We start from the raw sequence: 16,563 nt of genomic DNA, 5'->3' as shown, positions 1-16,563 counted from the left end.
GAATCAATGAAGATTGAAGCAAAATACACATTAAAAAAAGCATCTTGGATCTGTTACTTTCTTTTGCTCTTTATCGGTTTTTTATTGACTATCGGGCGATGGCTAAGTGTGCCGATTCCTGATTTTGTTGTAATTAATCCTGAGATCCACTCACATATCTCCAACCTATCGCTAAGTTTGATTTTTTATTTGGGCATCGGCAATACTTGGCTGGTAACCGGGGTAAAATTTCGTTCCGTCCTGATTCTAGGCGTGCTGCTTTTATTCGGAAATTTTGTTTGCGAAACGCTGATGGGGTTCATGAATACGGCGGATATCATGGATGCGGTTTATGGAACTGCGGGAACGATTATTGGCTTTACCTACCTATTTTTCACGTTTAAATATGGCCTAGTTCCAGTGAAATCGGCGGAAAAAGAAGTGTTGTAGCCATTGGTAAAAAAGAATTCAAAAAAGGACAAAACGAGGAACAGCTTCGTTTTGTCCTTTTTTGAGTTGAACTTGTTTTCGCTGTAGGACCAATCACTCAATCGTTTTTTTCTCACCAACGTAATGGTAATTGCTTCTCTCTGAGATTTCATTGACTAAATTCTGAATAGAAACAATCGCCTGTGGTGTAACGTATGGGTCCATTGAAACCAGTGGAAAATCTTTAGGCAGCCCTTCGATCGATCCGGTGGTAATCAAACCGTCGTAGGACAGAATTCTTTGGAAAACATCTTTGCTGCCTTCCCATACATCTTCAAAATGATGGATCTCAAAATTTCCATAAACGATTTGCTTAAGAACCTTTGAAATGAATTTTTCCTCTGTTGGCGATAGATCAGAAAGAAGCAGTAAATGGATCGTTTTATCCTGAGAGGCCAGCAGCTCCAGCGTATCGACTTCCTCTGTCAGCAAAAGATAAACATAATTGGTAATAAAATCTACTTGCTGATACATCTTATTTTCTTGAACAAATTCCTCAACGATTCTTGTAACCTTCTCCACCGCAAATCGGTGCATCAGCTTGACCATCTCTAAAAAAACAGTCCGGCTTTTCCGCAGAATCGTTAGAAATTCGCCGTCTTCATCATAGAGATAGACGTCATTAACTAAAACAGTCGTCAGTTCCAGCAGACGTTGCTTATCATAAAAAACGCCAAGCAATTTTGTAAAGCGCTCCGTCAATGCTAAATGAGCATTGAATAAACGAGTATAGCGAGGATTATCGCTTAAGGCGGCCTCCCGATGTTCTCTGCTGAAAACGATCGAATCAGAGAAGGAAACCCATAAACAATCTCGCATAATCACATCGGTTAAGCGCAGATTGAAAACCAGGCGGATCATTCTGCTAAAATCATTGATTCGCTCTTTTTCCGGCAGCAGCAAACCCTGCGTACGCAATTCTTCAGGTGCGTAATGATGACCATTTTTAATTCTCCACAAACTGATAAAAACACTATAGGTAAGGCGTTTATGGAAAATATGCTTTTTGGCTAAGTGATTGATTTTAGTAAATTCAATGATGAATTTTTCGATCGACTGGATTTGATCGTCGTTCATTTCCGGCAATGAATACTTTAGCGTATATTGCTTTTCAATAAAATAGCGATAGAAGAAATGGCGGATGACACTTTCTTTTCCTTCTAGGCGCAACGGGCGATACAGTAAAAGAATCCCCGCTTTATTTAAGGAGGGCTCGATCTTTTTTAAGTAACGTTGGATGTTTGAGGTGCTCAAAAACAACAGGCTTGATAACTCGCTGATATTGTCACAGCTCTCAAAGAGCAGTTGTTCCATAATCTGGAATTCAGGTGCGGTGGTCAATGCTTCAGAGTAGAGTTTTCCGATGCTTACATCATCTTTTAGCTTAACCCGATACAGCCCCTTAACCTTCTCGACAATAAAGTTGTCTTGGAGCTCATTAATCAGGCTGATATCGTTTAATAAAATCGGCAACGAACATTCCAATTCGTTGAGAATTCTCTCACTTGGCAACCCCTCGCGACTATAATACATCAACTCAATTAATCTCAATCTGCGTTTATTACTTGTCCCTAATATTTCACGAAAATCCACTATATCTCCTCCAAATCAACTAAGAATAATCCTGCATCTAATAAATTCAATTTCTCAAAAAATAAGGTTCATTTAATTTGTGACATCTAAATTCGTTTATTTCTGCATAAATTCCTGCCACAACGCACGTTTTCATTGTCTATTCCAACAGGAAACGTTCACATTTTCACGGCGGAGCCGCCAATTGATTAACACCTCTACCCACGTGTGTTTATTCAATCAACTCTTATTTAATAACAGTTATTATATAAGAGATAAAACCATAATTGTTATCCAACTATAATAGTATCACAAATAAAAAGGGGCGAATTCAATTTTCTTTTATTATTAAAGCTATTTAATCGACCATAAGAAAACGTTCGTTATTCACAATTATTGGAACTAAAAAATACAACAGGCTTCCTATTATTAAAATGGGAATCCTCCTTATTTTCCAACGTGATTTACAAATGAAACCATTTACATCACTTCTGGCCGATAGTAGACTTAAAGTAATACGAATAGGATGTGATGGAATGGATATCAAAGCGATTGTACTGGATATCGATGGCACGTTATTAACTACAGGAAAAGTAATTTCAGAAAAAACCAAACAGGCCTTGATCGCCGCTCAAGAAAAAGGAATCAAGGTGATTTTAGCTTCAGGCCGTCCAACGACGGGGATGTTGGACCTAGCGAAACAGTTAGAAATGACGAAATATGAAGGCTATCTCGTTTCTTACAACGGTTCACGAGTGACCGATTGCCTAACCAAGGAAGTCGTTTTCAATCAGGCAATGAGTGTTGAAACAGGTCAGGCAATCTTAGAGCACTTGAAGAAATTCGACGTAATGCCGATGATTGACAAGGAAGACTATCTTTATGTAAATGACGTTTACAACAATACGCTGCATCTGCCAGACGGCGATTTCAATATTATTGAATATGAATCTCGCGGCGGAAACTTTAAACTTTGTGAGATCGATGATTTGGCCGCCTTCGCGACCTTCCCGATCAATAAAATCTTGATCGCGGCACAACCGGATTATTTGCAGGAAAATGCTGACGCGATCCATGCGCCATTCGACGAAACCGTCACTGCGGCCTTCTCGGCACCCTTTTATTTTGAATTCACGGATAAAGGAATCGATAAAGCAAAAGCTTTAAATACTGTTTTCCCTGATTTGGGTATTCATTCGTACAACATGATTGCCTTTGGCGATGGTCATAACGACCGCTCAATCATCGAATACGCGGGAATCGGTGTCGCTATGGGCAACGCCGTGGATGACTTGAAAGCCATCGCGGATGACGTGACACTGACTTGCGATGAAGATGGGATCGCTGCTGGGTTGGCGAAGTATTTATAGACAGAAAAAACAATCAGCTAAGCCTCCTTGCTTAGCTGATTGCTTTTTAATGTTCACTAAATGATTATACGTTTCTTCTTTCTTCCAACTCCGCTTTTATTGTAGGATAGATTTTGTCCAAGTTGTAAAACAACATCGTGATAATTGAACAGAAAATCAAAATCATTGGAACGTAGAGATACATCGCTTGGATCGCAAACATTGCTTTGCCGGTTTGGACCGCTTCGCCTGGTTTGTACATTCCCCAAGCAAGGAGAGCTCCAGCTAATCCACCGGAAATTGCTTGTGCGACTTTCCCCAAAAAACCGTTAATCGCTGAAAGTGAACCCGAAACATTGACTCCTGTCTTCCATTCCCCGTAATCCACAGGATCGGCTTGCATCGAAAAGTAGATACTTTCCTTTATTCCATAACCGATTGCTGAAATAAACGCACCGAACAATATTCCAGCTACAGCCTTAGCCGCAAACATAATAATAACCAATCCAATCAACTGAATACTGGAAGATAAAATATATAAGTTTCTTTTTCCTATTTTTTTGGCTAACATCGGAACGAAGAAGTTTGCGAACATTGGAACTACTGACATGATAGTCGCAACTGTGATCGAAAGTGTCTTATTGCCAACGACAACTGAAAAATAATAGACCAAGGCACTAGATTGGATGAAAAAGCTTGTCCACATGAAAAGAATGTTCACCGCGAAGATCAGCCAAGGTTTGTTTTGCTTTAAAGAGATAAAAACGGTCTTCAGCGATACACTTTTTGAGCTGCGCATCGGTAATTCTCGCACACTGAAGAAGGTAAAGAAAAACAGAAGACATCCGATAATTCCAAAAATCCCCATCACGATTTTGAATCCGATTCGTTCATTTCCGTTTCCGAAAAAGGCGACTAAAGTTAAGGCCGTCGAACTGACAATGGTCGCTCCTAAAAAGGCAAAGAACTTGCGTGAAGTCGACAGCGCAGTTCTCTCTTCCGTGTCATTTGTCAGACTTGGCAAAATCGAAGCCATCGGAACATTTACTAAAGTATAAGCTAATGATAGACCAAAATATGTGACATACGCGTATACCAGCTTTCCTGAGGCCGAGAAATCAGGCACATTGAAACAAAGAAAAGCAAATAGTGCAAACGGTATCGCTCCGAAAAGAAAATAGGGTCGTGATTTTCCCCAGCGTGTATTGGTATGATCAATCAAATAGCCGACAAGTAAGTCTGTCATACCATCGACAAAACGTGTGACAACAAACATTAAACTAATCGAAGCTGCACTCAAATGCATGATATCCGTGTAAAAATACAAAAGATACAGCGAGATCATCTGCCAAATAAGATTGCAGGCTAAATCCGATACGCCATAGCCGATGCGCTGTTGCCACTTATTTGTCCGCTTGTTTTTTACCTGATTTGTTTGTGTCGTTTCCATAATAAAACTCCTTTTTATAACCTGTCCATTGAGTACAAACGCTTTCAATACCTTCAGAAAATCTTGGATTGAGCATTGATGGATGCTCAATCCAGAATCTTCAAAACTAGTCGTTCTCTATTCTTTCGCTAGTAAATATTTGCCGATCAGATACGCTGGTGTGCAGCTCCATGCATGGCAATAACTATTTAGAATCGGACTGCCATAAGGTGAAAAGTCTAACTCCTCCGGTTTAAATGCTTCCCAAAAAGTATCGGCACCTAACTCAATCATTTTTCCCCAATAATCTTTCATCAGCTTGATTGCCTCTTCGGAGCAATCGGCGATGAACAGTGCTTCCACAACATGATGATACATATATGGAGTGGCGATTCCTTTTATTGGAAAATGCTGCTTCACCGTTTCCTGCATGATTTTCTGATTCTTTTTCGTGTCAAAAACTTCCGCTAAAACCATCCATACTTGGCTGGCAACATTTACTTCACTAGTTTCTTCGACGATAAACTGTCTTTGCTTTTTATCAAATAAACTCTGTTTAGAAAATTCAATCATTTTGTCTAAAAGCTGTTGATAAACTGCTTTTTCTGGTTCATTGTAGGCTTCAGCCAATTTTAGATATCTTTTTAAGGTATAAATCATGATCGCTTGTCCAGCCGTTGATTTTTCAAAATCGTTGGACCAATCGACAAACACAGGCCATTCTTCCGTCAAAACTAATCGACCCTCGTTGTCTACCTGTTTAGTCGCTAAGTCTACAGCTCTTTTTGCGATTGGGTACAGATTTTCCAATGCATCATAATCATTGGTATGCTCAATATAATCGTATAAAGAAGTTACAAAGAAAAGACTATAGTCGAACAAGAACGTATCGTCTGGAGTCAACTCAGGTTCGGTAAACACATTTGCTGGAATTTTTCCTTCCGTTGTATGCATACCAGCAAAAAGATATAGACAGCGTTTAACTAGGAACAAATCGTTAAAAGTATAGTAATTGGCTAAAGCCTGTAAACGCAGATCTCCCAGCCATAGCCGGCGATCGCGTTTTGGACCGTCTTCAAAAACAGTTTGCATACAATCTAAAAGAGTTTTTACGGATACATTGTAGATTGCCTTCAATTCATCGTCTTCAATAGTCACCTTTGGTAATTGATCCACGGAAACAGAACTTTTTGCAATAAACAGTGGATTGCTGAAGCTAGCTTTCCATTTTGGTGAAGTATCAATCACCGTTAACTCAACGTAGCGACAACTATATCGTCTAGGTAATTGCAGCTTGGCAGGCAAAACATCGAGATGAATGTATTCCTCTTGAATCCAAGAACGTGATAGCCAGCCATCGTAGTCTGCTGAATCGGCGTACAATTCTGACGGTACTTCAGCAAATTTCAATCGTAAATATAAAGGGGCATCCATTGGCGAACCCACTGAAGCTATATCAATACTGAATTGACCAACGTAGTGATCTCCTAAATCTAAAATCAATGATTCTCCTCGACCTAAAGGATAGTCACTTAAAGACAGGCTATTCTTTTCACTTTTAATCAGCTCAAAGTCATTTACCCGTTGTTTCTCAGAAATTCGTTCCACGATCCCAATCGGATGAATTTCCGTTTCGATCAATCTTGGGATGTTAGCCTCTGCTCTATCCAATAAGTTTTTATCGTAATCCCAAACCACATCATTATTAATTTGAAAGGTAAAAGCCATGCTCATTCTCCTCACTAACTGTTTTAGTTATACTTTGACATCTAGATCTTGACTCGCTTCGACTTCATGATTTTCAGATGTTCCATATTTCTTCTGTAATCTCATCATGATTATTCCAGCGACTGTCGCTAATAAAACAATACCCGCAAATCCGATCATTGATGATTGAATACGATCCGGCATCACTAGATACGGTGTGATGAAAGCAAAGAGGCCACAACACAGTCTTGAAAAACCATTGATGAATCCTTGTAGTGAGGCACGAGTTTCCGCTGGAAAGGATTCCTGTGTCCAGACTTTATAAATCGCCTCCCCTGCTAAAGGATTCCCGAAATTGTAGAAAGCGATTGTGATTGCTAAGGCGATAAATCCAGCTCCGCCTCCAATCAATGCCATGCCGACCATCGCCGCAAACTGAACAAATGCACCGATAAAAAAGGCTTTGTTTCGATATTTTCCACCAGAGATTGAAGCGAAAACGATGGTTGTAGCGAGTGAAACGATATTTAGCACGATCCCTAATCCCGTAGCCTGTGTCTGACTTGCTCCTGCGTTGGTCAATGCATAGGTTTGAAATTGTCCCCATGTGTTTGCTAATAGATTCCAACAAACATAAAATGTAATGATTGCTAAAAAGAAACCTAGATATTTGTTTTTATTTTGACCAAACAAAACGGTTTTAAATGAAACCTCTTGTCCTGGTTGGCTGATCGTTTTATTCGCCGCTTGACGTGCATAGCCCTCTTCATGGAATATCTTGAATTTGACCGAAAAAGTCCGCCACAGCCAAGTCACTATCGCAAAACCAAATAAGATAGCGAAAACGATTCTAGCGCCAAGAACACCTTCAATCCCAGAAAGCAGGAAGGAACAAATATAAGAAATGAATACTCCGATTTGCCAAAAAATCTGCGTTGATGAAACCAGCTTAGCAGAGGTCGTTTCGTCCGGTGCATCATGCGAAACAACCGTCAAACTAATTGGCAGGTCTGCCCCTGAGGAAGCTCCCATAATAATCACACCTGCTAACAACATCAAAAGACTATTCGAGAAAAGACAAATTGCTGCGCCGATCGCATAAAATAGATTCAACCAATTAAAGGAACGAATCAAACCAAAGCTTTTACTAATATTTCCGGCGAACATCGAACCGAAAGCAATCGCAAAGGTCAAACCACCAGAGAGTATTCCGACTTGCCCAGTCGTTAATTCCAACCCTTTTTGCCAAACTGGGATCGTCGCAGATAGTCCGACGATACACCCCGAACCTAACATTGATCCTATTCCAGCGGCTGTAGCTAGTGGGGAATACCTTTTCACTAACGAATTATTTGAATCACTTTTTTTACTCACACTCATACACTCCATTTCATCATTCTAATCAGCTGATCAACTTATGGACTTATTGTAAGCGCATTACAGAATTTCAACTATGGCCGAAAGCCAGATGTTTTTTATCCAAACTACAGAAAAAAGATCTCCCTTTTTATAAGGAAGATCTTTTTCTTTTCAACTCAAGTTAGTTTATTTCTTACTTGTTTCGGTGTCTTATCAGTGAATCTAGCAAAGAGCTTGTAGAGCGAGGGCAAGGAATTGAAGCCAACTTCATAGGCAATTTCTTCAATGCTTTTATCCGTTTCCTTCATCAATTCCAATGCCGTTTGATACTTGGCAGAATTGAGCAAATCCTGAAATGTCCGCCCCGTTTCTTTTTTTAATTTATTCCCAATATAATTGGAATTATAACCAAATTCTTTTGCCAAATCCTTCAAGCTAAGCTGTCGAAAATGGATGTCGATATATTTTAGGATACAAATGATCTCTTCATCCTTTTTCTGATAATTGTCCAAGCTTTCTTCTTCGATCATTCGAGTCAATTCAATCAGTAAAAGGGAGAGTAAAAGATTGGCAGCTCGCATATAATACCGTCTCTTTTGAAGATATTCTGAAATAAGATTTTGAATTATTTTTTGGACCTCATCCTTTCCTCCACAATGAAAGTGAATAAACGCATCATGCTTCCCCGTTTTATTTGAAGCATTCATCAAAAACTCGTTGACCAATCCTGTTGATTTGACCATATTAATGATGATATCTGTCGTAATTGATTCATCCTTCAACAAAATATTGACCAATAGATCGTCCTCACTCAACGGATCAATTCGCTGGACAATATCTTTATCTAATAGAATAATTTCACCCTCTTGCAGAACGACTTTTTTCTCATTGACATACTGAGTACAGCTGCCGGAAAGCATATAATTAAATTCCACAAATTCGTGTGTGTGATTTGGCATTGCTGAGTAGCGATGATGCTTGTTGATAAAGATATTGCCTTCTTTGAAAAAGTTACTGCTAGGCATTTTGGGAATCGCTACGTCTTCAAATGGCAAATTCTGATCGTTGACATTGTACCCTTTCGTACGTTGAATTTTTTCGATTTCATTTTCTTGCCGTAGTATTTCTTTTAATTCTTCATAATTCATCTGTATTCCTCCAACCAAGCTGCAAAAAAAAACGTAGAGTAATGTACTGACTTTAAATTTCCTTTGTCTCTAGAATAGCATCGCTGAGATTGAAATAGAAAGATTTTTTCACTCATAGAGCTAATTGACTTATAAAAAAAGCAAGATCTCTACAAGACCTTGCCTTTAATCGTTAACTATTCACCTGTGATTCTTCAACGCTCACCACGAAATCGTTTCCCTCAACACCGAAGTATTCAGCGACTCGTTTCTTTAACTCTTGCATTGCTTGATTCGCTCTTTGAGCTTGCTCGGAATTGATCGATTCCATAAAAAAGATGACCTCTTGGGTTGTTTCGGTCAGCATCGTTCGCTGTGCTTCCCGCCAATTCAGACAGCGGCAAATCGCCCCTTCATTGTCGTAATAAATAATTTCTCCCGGTAAGGCTGGCGCGTCCGCTTCAGCTCCTAATGGTAAAAAGGATTCACCGCCAACGGCTTGACCTAAATGAATGTCTCCGGCAATTTTCTGTAAGTCTTCCCCGCCGCATGGAACTGCAAATTCTAACGAAATGCTGTTGTAGATATTGACCAGCGGATTGATCGGATGAAATTCACGATTCTGACTGACTCTTTTCAACAAAGCTTCGATTGAAGATCGGGCACCCTTTTTTGTTTTGAATTGGCTAAAGGCTCCGCGCCATTCAGCAATCACTGGATTTTGGCTAAAGGTTTCTTCCAGCAAAAATCCTTTAGCCGCTTCCTTTCCCTTGGCTAGCAAATCAATCAAATAGGGATCATTTTCCTGCTTCTGTTGGTTGCTGATTCCTTTTACGATCAATACGTTGATTTGTGCTTCAGGGAATACTTCCCAAAATGTTGGATCTGCTATAAATTTTGTCATTTGATTACTCCTCTTTTTGTTCTAAATAAGGCCACTTATTGCCCTTTTTGGCGGATAACCATTCCTCGTCAATATTAGCGACCACTGTCTTCAAGGTTTCCGCAAAGGCCGTGATTTCCTGTTCGGATAAATTTTGCAAAGCGATTTGATTGGAATAATCGTTTTCTAATTTGATGATCGGTACGAGTTCTGATCCTTCCGCGGTAACAAATAAGCGGCGGATTTTTTTATTTTCCGAATCATCTTTTTTTTCGATAAATCCCTTTTCCTCCAGCTTTTTTATTGCTCGCGCTGCGGTGGTCCGATCGACTTTAATCATTTCTGCTAGTTTATCCGGAATGATCCCAGGATTTTCGGAAATACGGATCAGGTATAAATACTGTCCCTTTGACAGTTGAAAATCTTTAAATTCAATATTTGCGATGGAATCCAAGGCTCTGGCTATCTTTCCAATATCTCTAAGAACATCTGTCATCTCGCGGCTCCTATCTGGTATAAAAGTATCATAAATGAAATATGTTGCAAATGCAACAAAAAATCAACCGTTATTTCCGAGCTCAACCAACATTTGTAGCTTTTCTGAATCAATTAAGTAGCCGGCTTTGTTCTTTTTCAGATAGCCGTTTTCTCGGAGATATTTGAGCGTATGCATCAAATGACGGTAACTAGTTCCCAAATAGTCAGCAATCTGCGTATTGTTTTCACTATACTGGTCGTTTACGGCAACTTCCAATAACAAAGCTGCTAACCGGTACTTCAACTCAAAGGTTTGCGCGTTTGAGAAATGTTCCATCCGCAATAATAATTTTTTCCCGATATATTGTGCAATCAATGTCGGAAATTCGAGCCCCGTCATCAGCGTCTGCTCCACCACTTTCAGCGGAATCGCTAAACAGCGAACTGAGCCAATCGCGATGACATCTTTAGGTGCAGCCTCCGCCTTAACCAGGGTCAGCTCCCCGATAAAATCACCGGCTTCAAGAAATTGCAGAATAAGATTTTTTCCATTAGGTTCTTGCTGCACGATCCGAGCTTTTCCCTTCAAAATTATCAATAAGTACTCCAACTTTGCCGTTTGACTAACCATTTTTTCGTTACGCTCAAAATCAATAAAAAAACTTTGGCCTAAGCAACTCTCTGGTAAGAATGGGTATTGTACCTGATTCAGCAGATGTTTGTTTGCATCGCTGTATTTTTCTTTAATCATTATTTTCTCCTCGGTAGGCTATATCTCCTAGTTGGTTATTTTCACTTGCGTCATACTCATCCTATCAATTAGTTATCGGAGGAACAATCAGGATGAATCGAAAAAAAATAATGCTCTCTTTTTTTTATTATCTACTCAGTGCTTTTGGAATCAGCTTAACGTTGAAGGCTGCCATCGGCGTCAGCAGTTTCAACTCATTAAATGCGACGTTGGCCGAACTTAGTCAGGTGAAGATCGGCACGATCACCGCCGGATCGAACCTTTTATTTATGATCGGCTGCTGGCTTTTGGATTCGCAGCGTAAGCTAAAAAACTACCTGACGATGGGAATTGCTCTGCTCTTTTTTGGCTCAACGATCAATTTGTTTACTTATTTTATTTTTCCGCTTTTTACACTCCATTCTTATTTGATGAAATGCCTGCTCTTTATTCTTGGGACAATCATCGCGGGAATCGGCACTGGAAAGGTTTTAAATTATCAGATCTTAAAATTTCCAATCGAAACGTTTTGTCTGCTTTTAGCTGAACGAAACGATCGACATTTCAAGTTTTACCGCTATGGTGTCGACTTTTTTTGTATCTTGACGGCTTTACTTTTGACCTTTTCTTTTGACTTAACTTTGATGGTACGGGAAGGCACGCTGATCAGCTTTCTATTGCTGTCCCCTGTAATCGCCTGGTCTAAGGACTGAACTAAAAACCGCTTGTCACAGTATTACTTGTGACAAGCGGTTTTATTACGTATAAACTTTTTTGGTAAAGTATTTCAGCAAAAATGGTGAGGACAGGGTCGTAAATAGGATCACCAAAATCATCGCCGAGTAATATTTTCCAACCACTAAATGTGCCTGAAACCCTAGTTGAACGATAATCAAAGCCATCTCTCCGCGGGAAACCATCCCTGAGCCTACCATTAGACTGCTCTGTTTACCGAACCCAGAGAACCTGCTACCCATGAATCCGCCGACCAGTTTTGAGAAGATCGCGATTACCGTGAAAACGAGAATGAACAGCAATTGCTTCCCAAGATCATCGAAGGTCACTTCCAGACCAATGCTGATAAAGAAGACAGGGATGAATACAGCGTAGCCGATCGCCTCGATATTGTAGCGTACATCCTTCCAAACATTCGTCTGACCAATCGCGATTCCAGTAGAAAAGGCTCCGATCACCGAACTTAGCCCAATAAAATCAGCCAGGTAGGACATGCTCAAACACAGCGTCAGTGAGACAATAATGACTGAAGACTGGGCAAATATCTTTTTGCTCAAGCCCATCAAATAGGGTGCGCCCCAGCGAATCAGGAAGAAGACCGCTACGAAGAATAAGACTTGCGCGATCAGCATGAATCCCAAAGACCGGTCACTGCCGCTTTTCACACCTAATAGCGGCATACATAGGCTGACGATCAGGACGACCAAAATGTCATCCACGACTGCCGCGCCGAGGATCGTCGAACCCTCCTTGGTGTTGACTACTTTCAGTTCTTTTAGGACCTCCACCGAGATACTGACCGACGTTGCCGCTAGGATCAAACCAAAGAAAAAGGACTGATTCAGCGGAACATGAAAGAGATTGCCGCTTCCGGTTCCCAATAAGAGCGGAAAAAAAATCCCCAGTAAAGCAACATACACACCCGGTCGAAAGTATTTTCGCAACAGCGGCAGATTGCTTTCAATGCCTGCCAGAAACATCAGTAAAATGACCCCGATCTCAGAGAAATCCTTCACCAGAATATCCGGATGGACGATCCTCAGTCCGCCATTTCCCAGCAGGATTCCCACGAGCAGCTGCCCGATCACCGCTGGTATGCCCATTCTCCGTGAAAAATGACTTGCTACGGTAACACTCACTAAAATCAGACACAAAACACCAATAAATTCCATCTCTTCGCCCCCACCATTACAAACTGAAAAGCTAGTATTAATGCAATTGTATCCGTTTCCAAAAAGGAAGTCTATCTGAAAAATGAGAATAGCAAAATAGTCGGAGTACCATTACTGATACTCCGACTATTTTGCTTAATTATTTCACTAATGAGTCGCCATTTGAGGAAATGACTTCTTTGTACCAAGCAAAGCTTTTCTTTTTATAGCGCGCTAACGTACCTGTCCCGTCAGTGTTGCGGTCCACATAAATCATGCCGTACCTTTTTTTGATCTCCGCCGTGGTAAAGCTGACTAAATCGATACAGCCCCAAGAAGTGTAGCCCATCACCGGCACACCATCTTCAATCGCTTCCTCTACTTGGACCAAATGATCGTTCATGTAGTCGATCCGATAGTCGTCAATGACGGTTTTTTCGCCATTTTCCAAAGTCACGAGCTCGTCCACGGCTCCTAGGCCGTTTTCTACGATGAACACGGGTTTTTGATAACGATCATAAAGGATGTTCAAGTAATACCGCAAACCTTCGGGATCTATCTGCCACCCCCATTCACTAGCCTTCAAATAAGGATTGGGAATTCCGCCGATAATATTGCCCTCACCAGCTTCTTTGGTTGGATCGGCCGATTCGCAAATACTCATGTAATAACTAAAGGAAACAAAGTCGACCGTATGCTTCAAGTCCTCCAAATCCTGCGGCCGAATATCCAGTTCAATTTTATTTTCCTTAAACATTCGCTTCGAATAGCTCGGATAATAACCGCGGACCTGTACATCCGAAAAGAAAAAGTTCTCCCGCTCCGTTGCTAGCGATTGCAGCACATCCTCTGGTTTCGGAGTCAGCGGATAGACCGGCACACCTAAAATCATACAGCCGATTTGCGCCTCTGGAATCAACTCATGACACGCTTGAACCGCCCGACTGCTGGCAACTAATTCATGATGGATGGCTTGATAGATATCCTGTTGTGTCAGTTCTTCCTTTGGTGTGTTGATCCCGCCGCTAAGAAAAGGTACATGAGTGATCGAATTGATTTCGTTGAAGGTCAGCCAGTATTTGACTTTCCCTTTGTAGCGATCAAAAACGGTTCGAACATAATGCTCAAAGAAATCGATCATTTTACGATTGCGCCAACCGTCATAGGTCCGCGTCAAGTGCAGCGGCGTTTCATAATGAGACAGTGTGACTAACGGTTCGATACCATATTTTAAACACTCGTCAAAAACCGCATCGTAAAAGGCTAAGCCGGCTTCATTAGGCTCCTGTTCATCCCCTTTTGGAAAGATTCGGGCCCAAGCAATCGATAAGCGAAAAACCTTGAAGCCCATCTCTGCGAACAGCCGAATATCCTCTTTATAGCGATGGTAAAAATCAATGCCGACTAACTTCAAATTATCTTCCAGCGGCTCCTCAGTAGGTGCTTCATGCCAGCCTTTGCGCGTTACATCCTGCACCGTCAGCCCCTTTCCATCTTCTAAATAGGCACCCTCGCATTGATTTGCGGCGACTGCTCCGCCCCACAAAAAATCATTTGGAAATTTACTCATGTTTTCTCCTCCACTCAACCATTTACTTTAGATAACGTATAAAACCGCGTCCTCATAATCTGCTGTTTTCATCTCATCTTTTGGTACAACATCGATAAAGGTATCACTATTAGTGACTACGATTGGGATCACCGTATCATAACCAGCGGCTTTTACCCCAGCGAAATCAACGGTCAATAATGGCTGCCCTGCTTTAACTGTGTCGCCAACTGCGACAAGACTGTCGAAATATTTGCCATTCAATTCCACTGTATCAATCCCCACATGGACCAAAAGCTCCATTCCAGCTTCACTAGTCAGCCCAATCGCGTGTTTCGTTGGGAAAAGTGCCGACACGGTGCCGTCAAATGGCGCGACGATCGTGTTTTCTTCAGGGATGATCGCGATTCCCTGTCCCATCACCTTGCTAGAAAAAGCCGAATCATTCACTTTCTCCAATGGAATGACTTTTCCTTTTACAGGTGCCAACACTTTTTTCGGATCGCTGCTGCCGCTTTCGACAACCTCCAAAACAGCATCCGCTGTCGTAACCTCTTCTTCAATACCAAAGAACCACGTCAACGCAAAGGTGATCACGATCGAAGCCGCAGCTACGATACACGCATTAATAAAGTTTCCATCGATACTGCCGTTAATAAATTGTGGCAGCGCGACAAGTGAAGGTACCGCAAAGGCATAAGATTCCACCCCTGTGATCCCCATGAAGATCCCGCATAAACCACCAGAAATCATGGCCGCATACAATGGTTTTTTGTACTTCAATGTCACTCCGTATAATGCCGGCTCAGTAACACCTGCTAACAGAGCAGAAATCCCTGCCCCAAAAGCGATTTGCTTTAAATTTTTATCTTTAGCTTTCATAGAAACTGCCAGCGCTGCCGCACCTTGTGCAATATTCGCCGCCAGCATTGCCGGCAAGATCAAGACATCTGGTGTCGCTGCCGAAGCAATCAAGAAAATCGGTGCAAATGCCCAATGCATCCCTGTCATAACGATCAGCGGCATCAAAGCCGACATCAAACCAAGTGCCAACCAGCCAGCTTTCGCCTGAATCCAAATCACTGCTGCTGATAAGCCTTGACCCGCAAACGTGCCTAACGGACCAACAACAACCAGTGCGATGACACCTGACAACAATAGAACAGCTAAAGGCTGCAAGAGATTCTTCATAACTGCTGGGATGATCCGATTGAAAAACGCCTCAATGTATTTCATCAACCAAACCATGATCAAAATCGGAATAACCGATGACCCATAGCTGGCCAAAGTGATCGGCAAACCAAAGATACTGACTGGATCACCTGCTGCAACCATCGCTGCAAAGTTTGGATGCAGCATGATGCCGCCCACAGCGACCGCCAGCATCGGTGTTACGCCAAATTTTTGCGCGGCAGTAAAGGCCAGCATCACCGGCATAAAGTAAAATGGTGCATCTCCGAAAAACGACAGAACTGCATAGGTCGAAGAAGTCTCACTCAATACTCCGATCAAAGGCAGAATAATCAACAAAACTTTGACCATTCCGCCGCCAAGCAAGGCCGGAATCAACGGGGACATACAGCCTGATATCACGTCTATTAAGATTTCAAAGACATTTTTCTTCTCAGTCGACGCAACCGGTTCAGCACTAAAATTCCCTAATTTGGTAAATGCCCGATAGTAATTCGCTACGTCATTTCCCAAAATAATATGATATTGCCCCGCCTTTTTCATCACGCCCATCACACCAGGGATTGCTTTGACTTCTTCATCATTCACCTGATTCTGATTTTTTAGCGTCAAACGTAAGCGCGTAATACAGTGAGTCGCCGTTTGAATATTTTCGCTGCCGCCAACGGCAGTGTAAATTTCTTTTGCAGTTTGTTGATACTTCATTTTTTCTCCTCTTTTCTAAATGTAGTAACGGATCTGTTTACCTATCGCTGCGTGACAAACGCAGCTAGTTCATCTTGATTAATTCATTTTTCCAAGTTCGCGAAAAATGAGTTTGTTTTTCGTTGCGCGTA

The 16,563-nt window shown here is 41.4% G+C and carries 14 protein-coding genes; 3 read left to right on the top strand and 11 right to left on the bottom strand.

Going from position 1 to position 16,563, the window contains the following annotated elements; translation table 11 throughout:
* Window positions 1-6: 6 nt before the first annotated feature.
* Window positions 7-429: a hypothetical protein gene (locus tag PGP85_RS08770; RefSeq protein ID WP_270327081.1), complete on the top strand. Its 423-nt coding sequence runs from the start codon at window positions 7-9 to the stop codon at window positions 427-429.
* A 93-nt stretch (window positions 430-522) separates the two neighbouring features.
* Here the strand turns inward: PGP85_RS08770 and PGP85_RS08765 are convergent, their stop codons facing one another.
* Complete coding sequence (locus PGP85_RS08765) at window positions 523-2,061, bottom strand: helix-turn-helix domain-containing protein (RefSeq protein ID WP_270327080.1); 1,539 nt, start codon at window positions 2,059-2,061, stop codon at window positions 523-525.
* A gap of 515 nt (window positions 2,062-2,576) precedes the next feature.
* On the opposite strand from PGP85_RS08765, the gene PGP85_RS08760 reads away from it, so the two are divergent.
* Window positions 2,577-3,410 carry a Cof-type HAD-IIB family hydrolase gene (locus tag PGP85_RS08760; RefSeq protein WP_270327077.1) on the top strand — a complete coding sequence of 278 codons (834 nt, stop codon included), beginning with the start codon at window positions 2,577-2,579 and terminating at the stop codon, window positions 3,408-3,410.
* 64 nt (window positions 3,411-3,474) lie between these two features.
* Here PGP85_RS08760 and PGP85_RS08755 read toward each other — a convergent pair whose 3' ends face one another.
* From PGP85_RS08755 to PGP85_RS08725, 7 genes are all read right to left on the bottom strand, one after another.
* Complete coding sequence (locus PGP85_RS08755) at window positions 3,475-4,839, bottom strand: MFS transporter (protein WP_270327075.1); 1,365 nt, start codon at window positions 4,837-4,839, stop codon at window positions 3,475-3,477.
* 117 nt (window positions 4,840-4,956) lie between these two features.
* A complete protein-coding gene (locus PGP85_RS08750; RefSeq protein ID WP_270327072.1) occupies window positions 4,957-6,546 on the bottom strand; it encodes an alpha-L-rhamnosidase-related protein in 1,590 nt (529 codons plus the stop codon).
* A 27-nt stretch (window positions 6,547-6,573) separates the two neighbouring features.
* The gene (locus tag PGP85_RS08745) at window positions 6,574-7,905 is read right to left on the bottom strand and encodes an MFS transporter (protein ID WP_270327070.1); all 1,332 of its coding nucleotides are present in this window, start codon (window positions 7,903-7,905) and stop codon (window positions 6,574-6,576) included.
* A gap of 155 nt (window positions 7,906-8,060) precedes the next feature.
* Window positions 8,061-9,032, bottom strand: coding sequence for an AraC family transcriptional regulator (locus tag PGP85_RS08740; protein WP_090407237.1), 972 nt, complete (start codon window positions 9,030-9,032; stop codon window positions 8,061-8,063).
* A gap of 172 nt (window positions 9,033-9,204) precedes the next feature.
* Entirely contained in the window at window positions 9,205-9,915 is a 711-nt protein-coding gene (locus PGP85_RS08735; protein WP_270327068.1) for a B3/B4 domain-containing protein, read from the bottom strand.
* Between the two features lie 4 nt (window positions 9,916-9,919).
* Window positions 9,920-10,390 carry a MarR family winged helix-turn-helix transcriptional regulator gene (locus PGP85_RS08730; RefSeq protein WP_270327066.1) on the bottom strand — a complete coding sequence of 157 codons (471 nt, stop codon included), beginning with the start codon at window positions 10,388-10,390 and terminating at the stop codon, window positions 9,920-9,922.
* A 63-nt stretch (window positions 10,391-10,453) separates the two neighbouring features.
* Complete coding sequence (locus PGP85_RS08725; RefSeq protein ID WP_010741409.1) at window positions 10,454-11,122, bottom strand: cyclic nucleotide-binding domain-containing protein; 669 nt, start codon at window positions 11,120-11,122, stop codon at window positions 10,454-10,456.
* Between the two features lie 92 nt (window positions 11,123-11,214).
* Here PGP85_RS08725 and PGP85_RS08720 point away from each other — a divergent pair, with 92 nt between their 5' ends.
* Window positions 11,215-11,814 (top strand): YczE/YyaS/YitT family protein, encoded by a 600-nt coding sequence (locus tag PGP85_RS08720; protein WP_010741410.1) that lies wholly within the window; start codon window positions 11,215-11,217, stop codon window positions 11,812-11,814.
* 45 nt (window positions 11,815-11,859) lie between these two features.
* On the opposite strand, the gene PGP85_RS08715 is transcribed toward PGP85_RS08720, so the two are convergent.
* The 3 genes from PGP85_RS08715 to PGP85_RS08705 all read right to left on the bottom strand — a co-directional run bounded on the left by PGP85_RS08715 (window position 11,860) and on the right by PGP85_RS08705 (window position 16,432).
* Window positions 11,860-13,008, bottom strand: a complete 1,149-nt coding sequence (locus PGP85_RS08715; protein ID WP_010741411.1) for a cation:proton antiporter — start codon at window positions 13,006-13,008, stop codon at window positions 11,860-11,862.
* Window positions 13,009-13,147: 139 nt separating this feature from the next.
* Window positions 13,148-14,557 (bottom strand): glycoside hydrolase family 1 protein, encoded by a 1,410-nt coding sequence (locus PGP85_RS08710; protein WP_010741412.1) that lies wholly within the window; start codon window positions 14,555-14,557, stop codon window positions 13,148-13,150.
* 27 nt (window positions 14,558-14,584) lie between these two features.
* Entirely contained in the window at window positions 14,585-16,432 is a 1,848-nt protein-coding gene (locus PGP85_RS08705; RefSeq protein ID WP_010741413.1) for a beta-glucoside-specific PTS transporter subunit IIABC, read from the bottom strand.
* Window positions 16,433-16,563: the final 131 nt, after the last annotated feature.

This window comes from Enterococcus malodoratus (assembly GCF_027659535.1).
Taxonomy (GTDB): Bacteria; Bacillota; Bacilli; order Lactobacillales; family Enterococcaceae; genus Enterococcus_A; species Enterococcus_A malodoratus.
This window is presented reverse-complemented; position numbering and strand designations above follow the sequence as displayed.

Excerpts from the sequence above, each read along its gene's own strand:
- PGP85_RS08710 (WP_010741412.1), bottom strand. The coding sequence starts at position 14,557 with ATGAGTAAATTTCCAAATGATTTTTTGTGGGGCGGAGCAGTCGCCGCA.
- PGP85_RS08745 (WP_270327070.1), bottom strand. The coding sequence starts at position 7,905 with ATGAGTGTGAGTAAAAAAAGTGATTCAAATAATTCGTTAGTGAAAAGG.
- PGP85_RS08730 (WP_270327066.1), bottom strand. The coding sequence starts at position 10,390 with ATGACAGATGTTCTTAGAGATATTGGAAAGATAGCCAGAGCCTTGGAT.
- PGP85_RS08720 (WP_010741410.1), top strand. The coding sequence starts at position 11,215 with ATGAATCGAAAAAAAATAATGCTCTCTTTTTTTTATTATCTACTCAGT.
- PGP85_RS08735 (WP_270327068.1), bottom strand. The coding sequence starts at position 9,915 with ATGACAAAATTTATAGCAGATCCAACATTTTGGGAAGTATTCCCTGAA.
- PGP85_RS08750 (WP_270327072.1), bottom strand. The coding sequence starts at position 6,546 with ATGGCTTTTACCTTTCAAATTAATAATGATGTGGTTTGGGATTACGAT.
- PGP85_RS08715 (WP_010741411.1), bottom strand. The coding sequence starts at position 13,008 with ATGGAATTTATTGGTGTTTTGTGTCTGATTTTAGTGAGTGTTACCGTA.
- PGP85_RS08725 (WP_010741409.1), bottom strand. The coding sequence starts at position 11,122 with ATGATTAAAGAAAAATACAGCGATGCAAACAAACATCTGCTGAATCAG.
- PGP85_RS08770 (WP_270327081.1), top strand. The coding sequence starts at position 7 with ATGAAGATTGAAGCAAAATACACATTAAAAAAAGCATCTTGGATCTGT.
- PGP85_RS08705 (WP_010741413.1), bottom strand. The coding sequence starts at position 16,432 with ATGAAGTATCAACAAACTGCAAAAGAAATTTACACTGCCGTTGGCGGC.
- PGP85_RS08755 (WP_270327075.1), bottom strand. The coding sequence starts at position 4,839 with ATGGAAACGACACAAACAAATCAGGTAAAAAACAAGCGGACAAATAAG.
- PGP85_RS08740 (WP_090407237.1), bottom strand. The coding sequence starts at position 9,032 with ATGAATTATGAAGAATTAAAAGAAATACTACGGCAAGAAAATGAAATC.
- PGP85_RS08760 (WP_270327077.1), top strand. The coding sequence starts at position 2,577 with ATGGATATCAAAGCGATTGTACTGGATATCGATGGCACGTTATTAACT.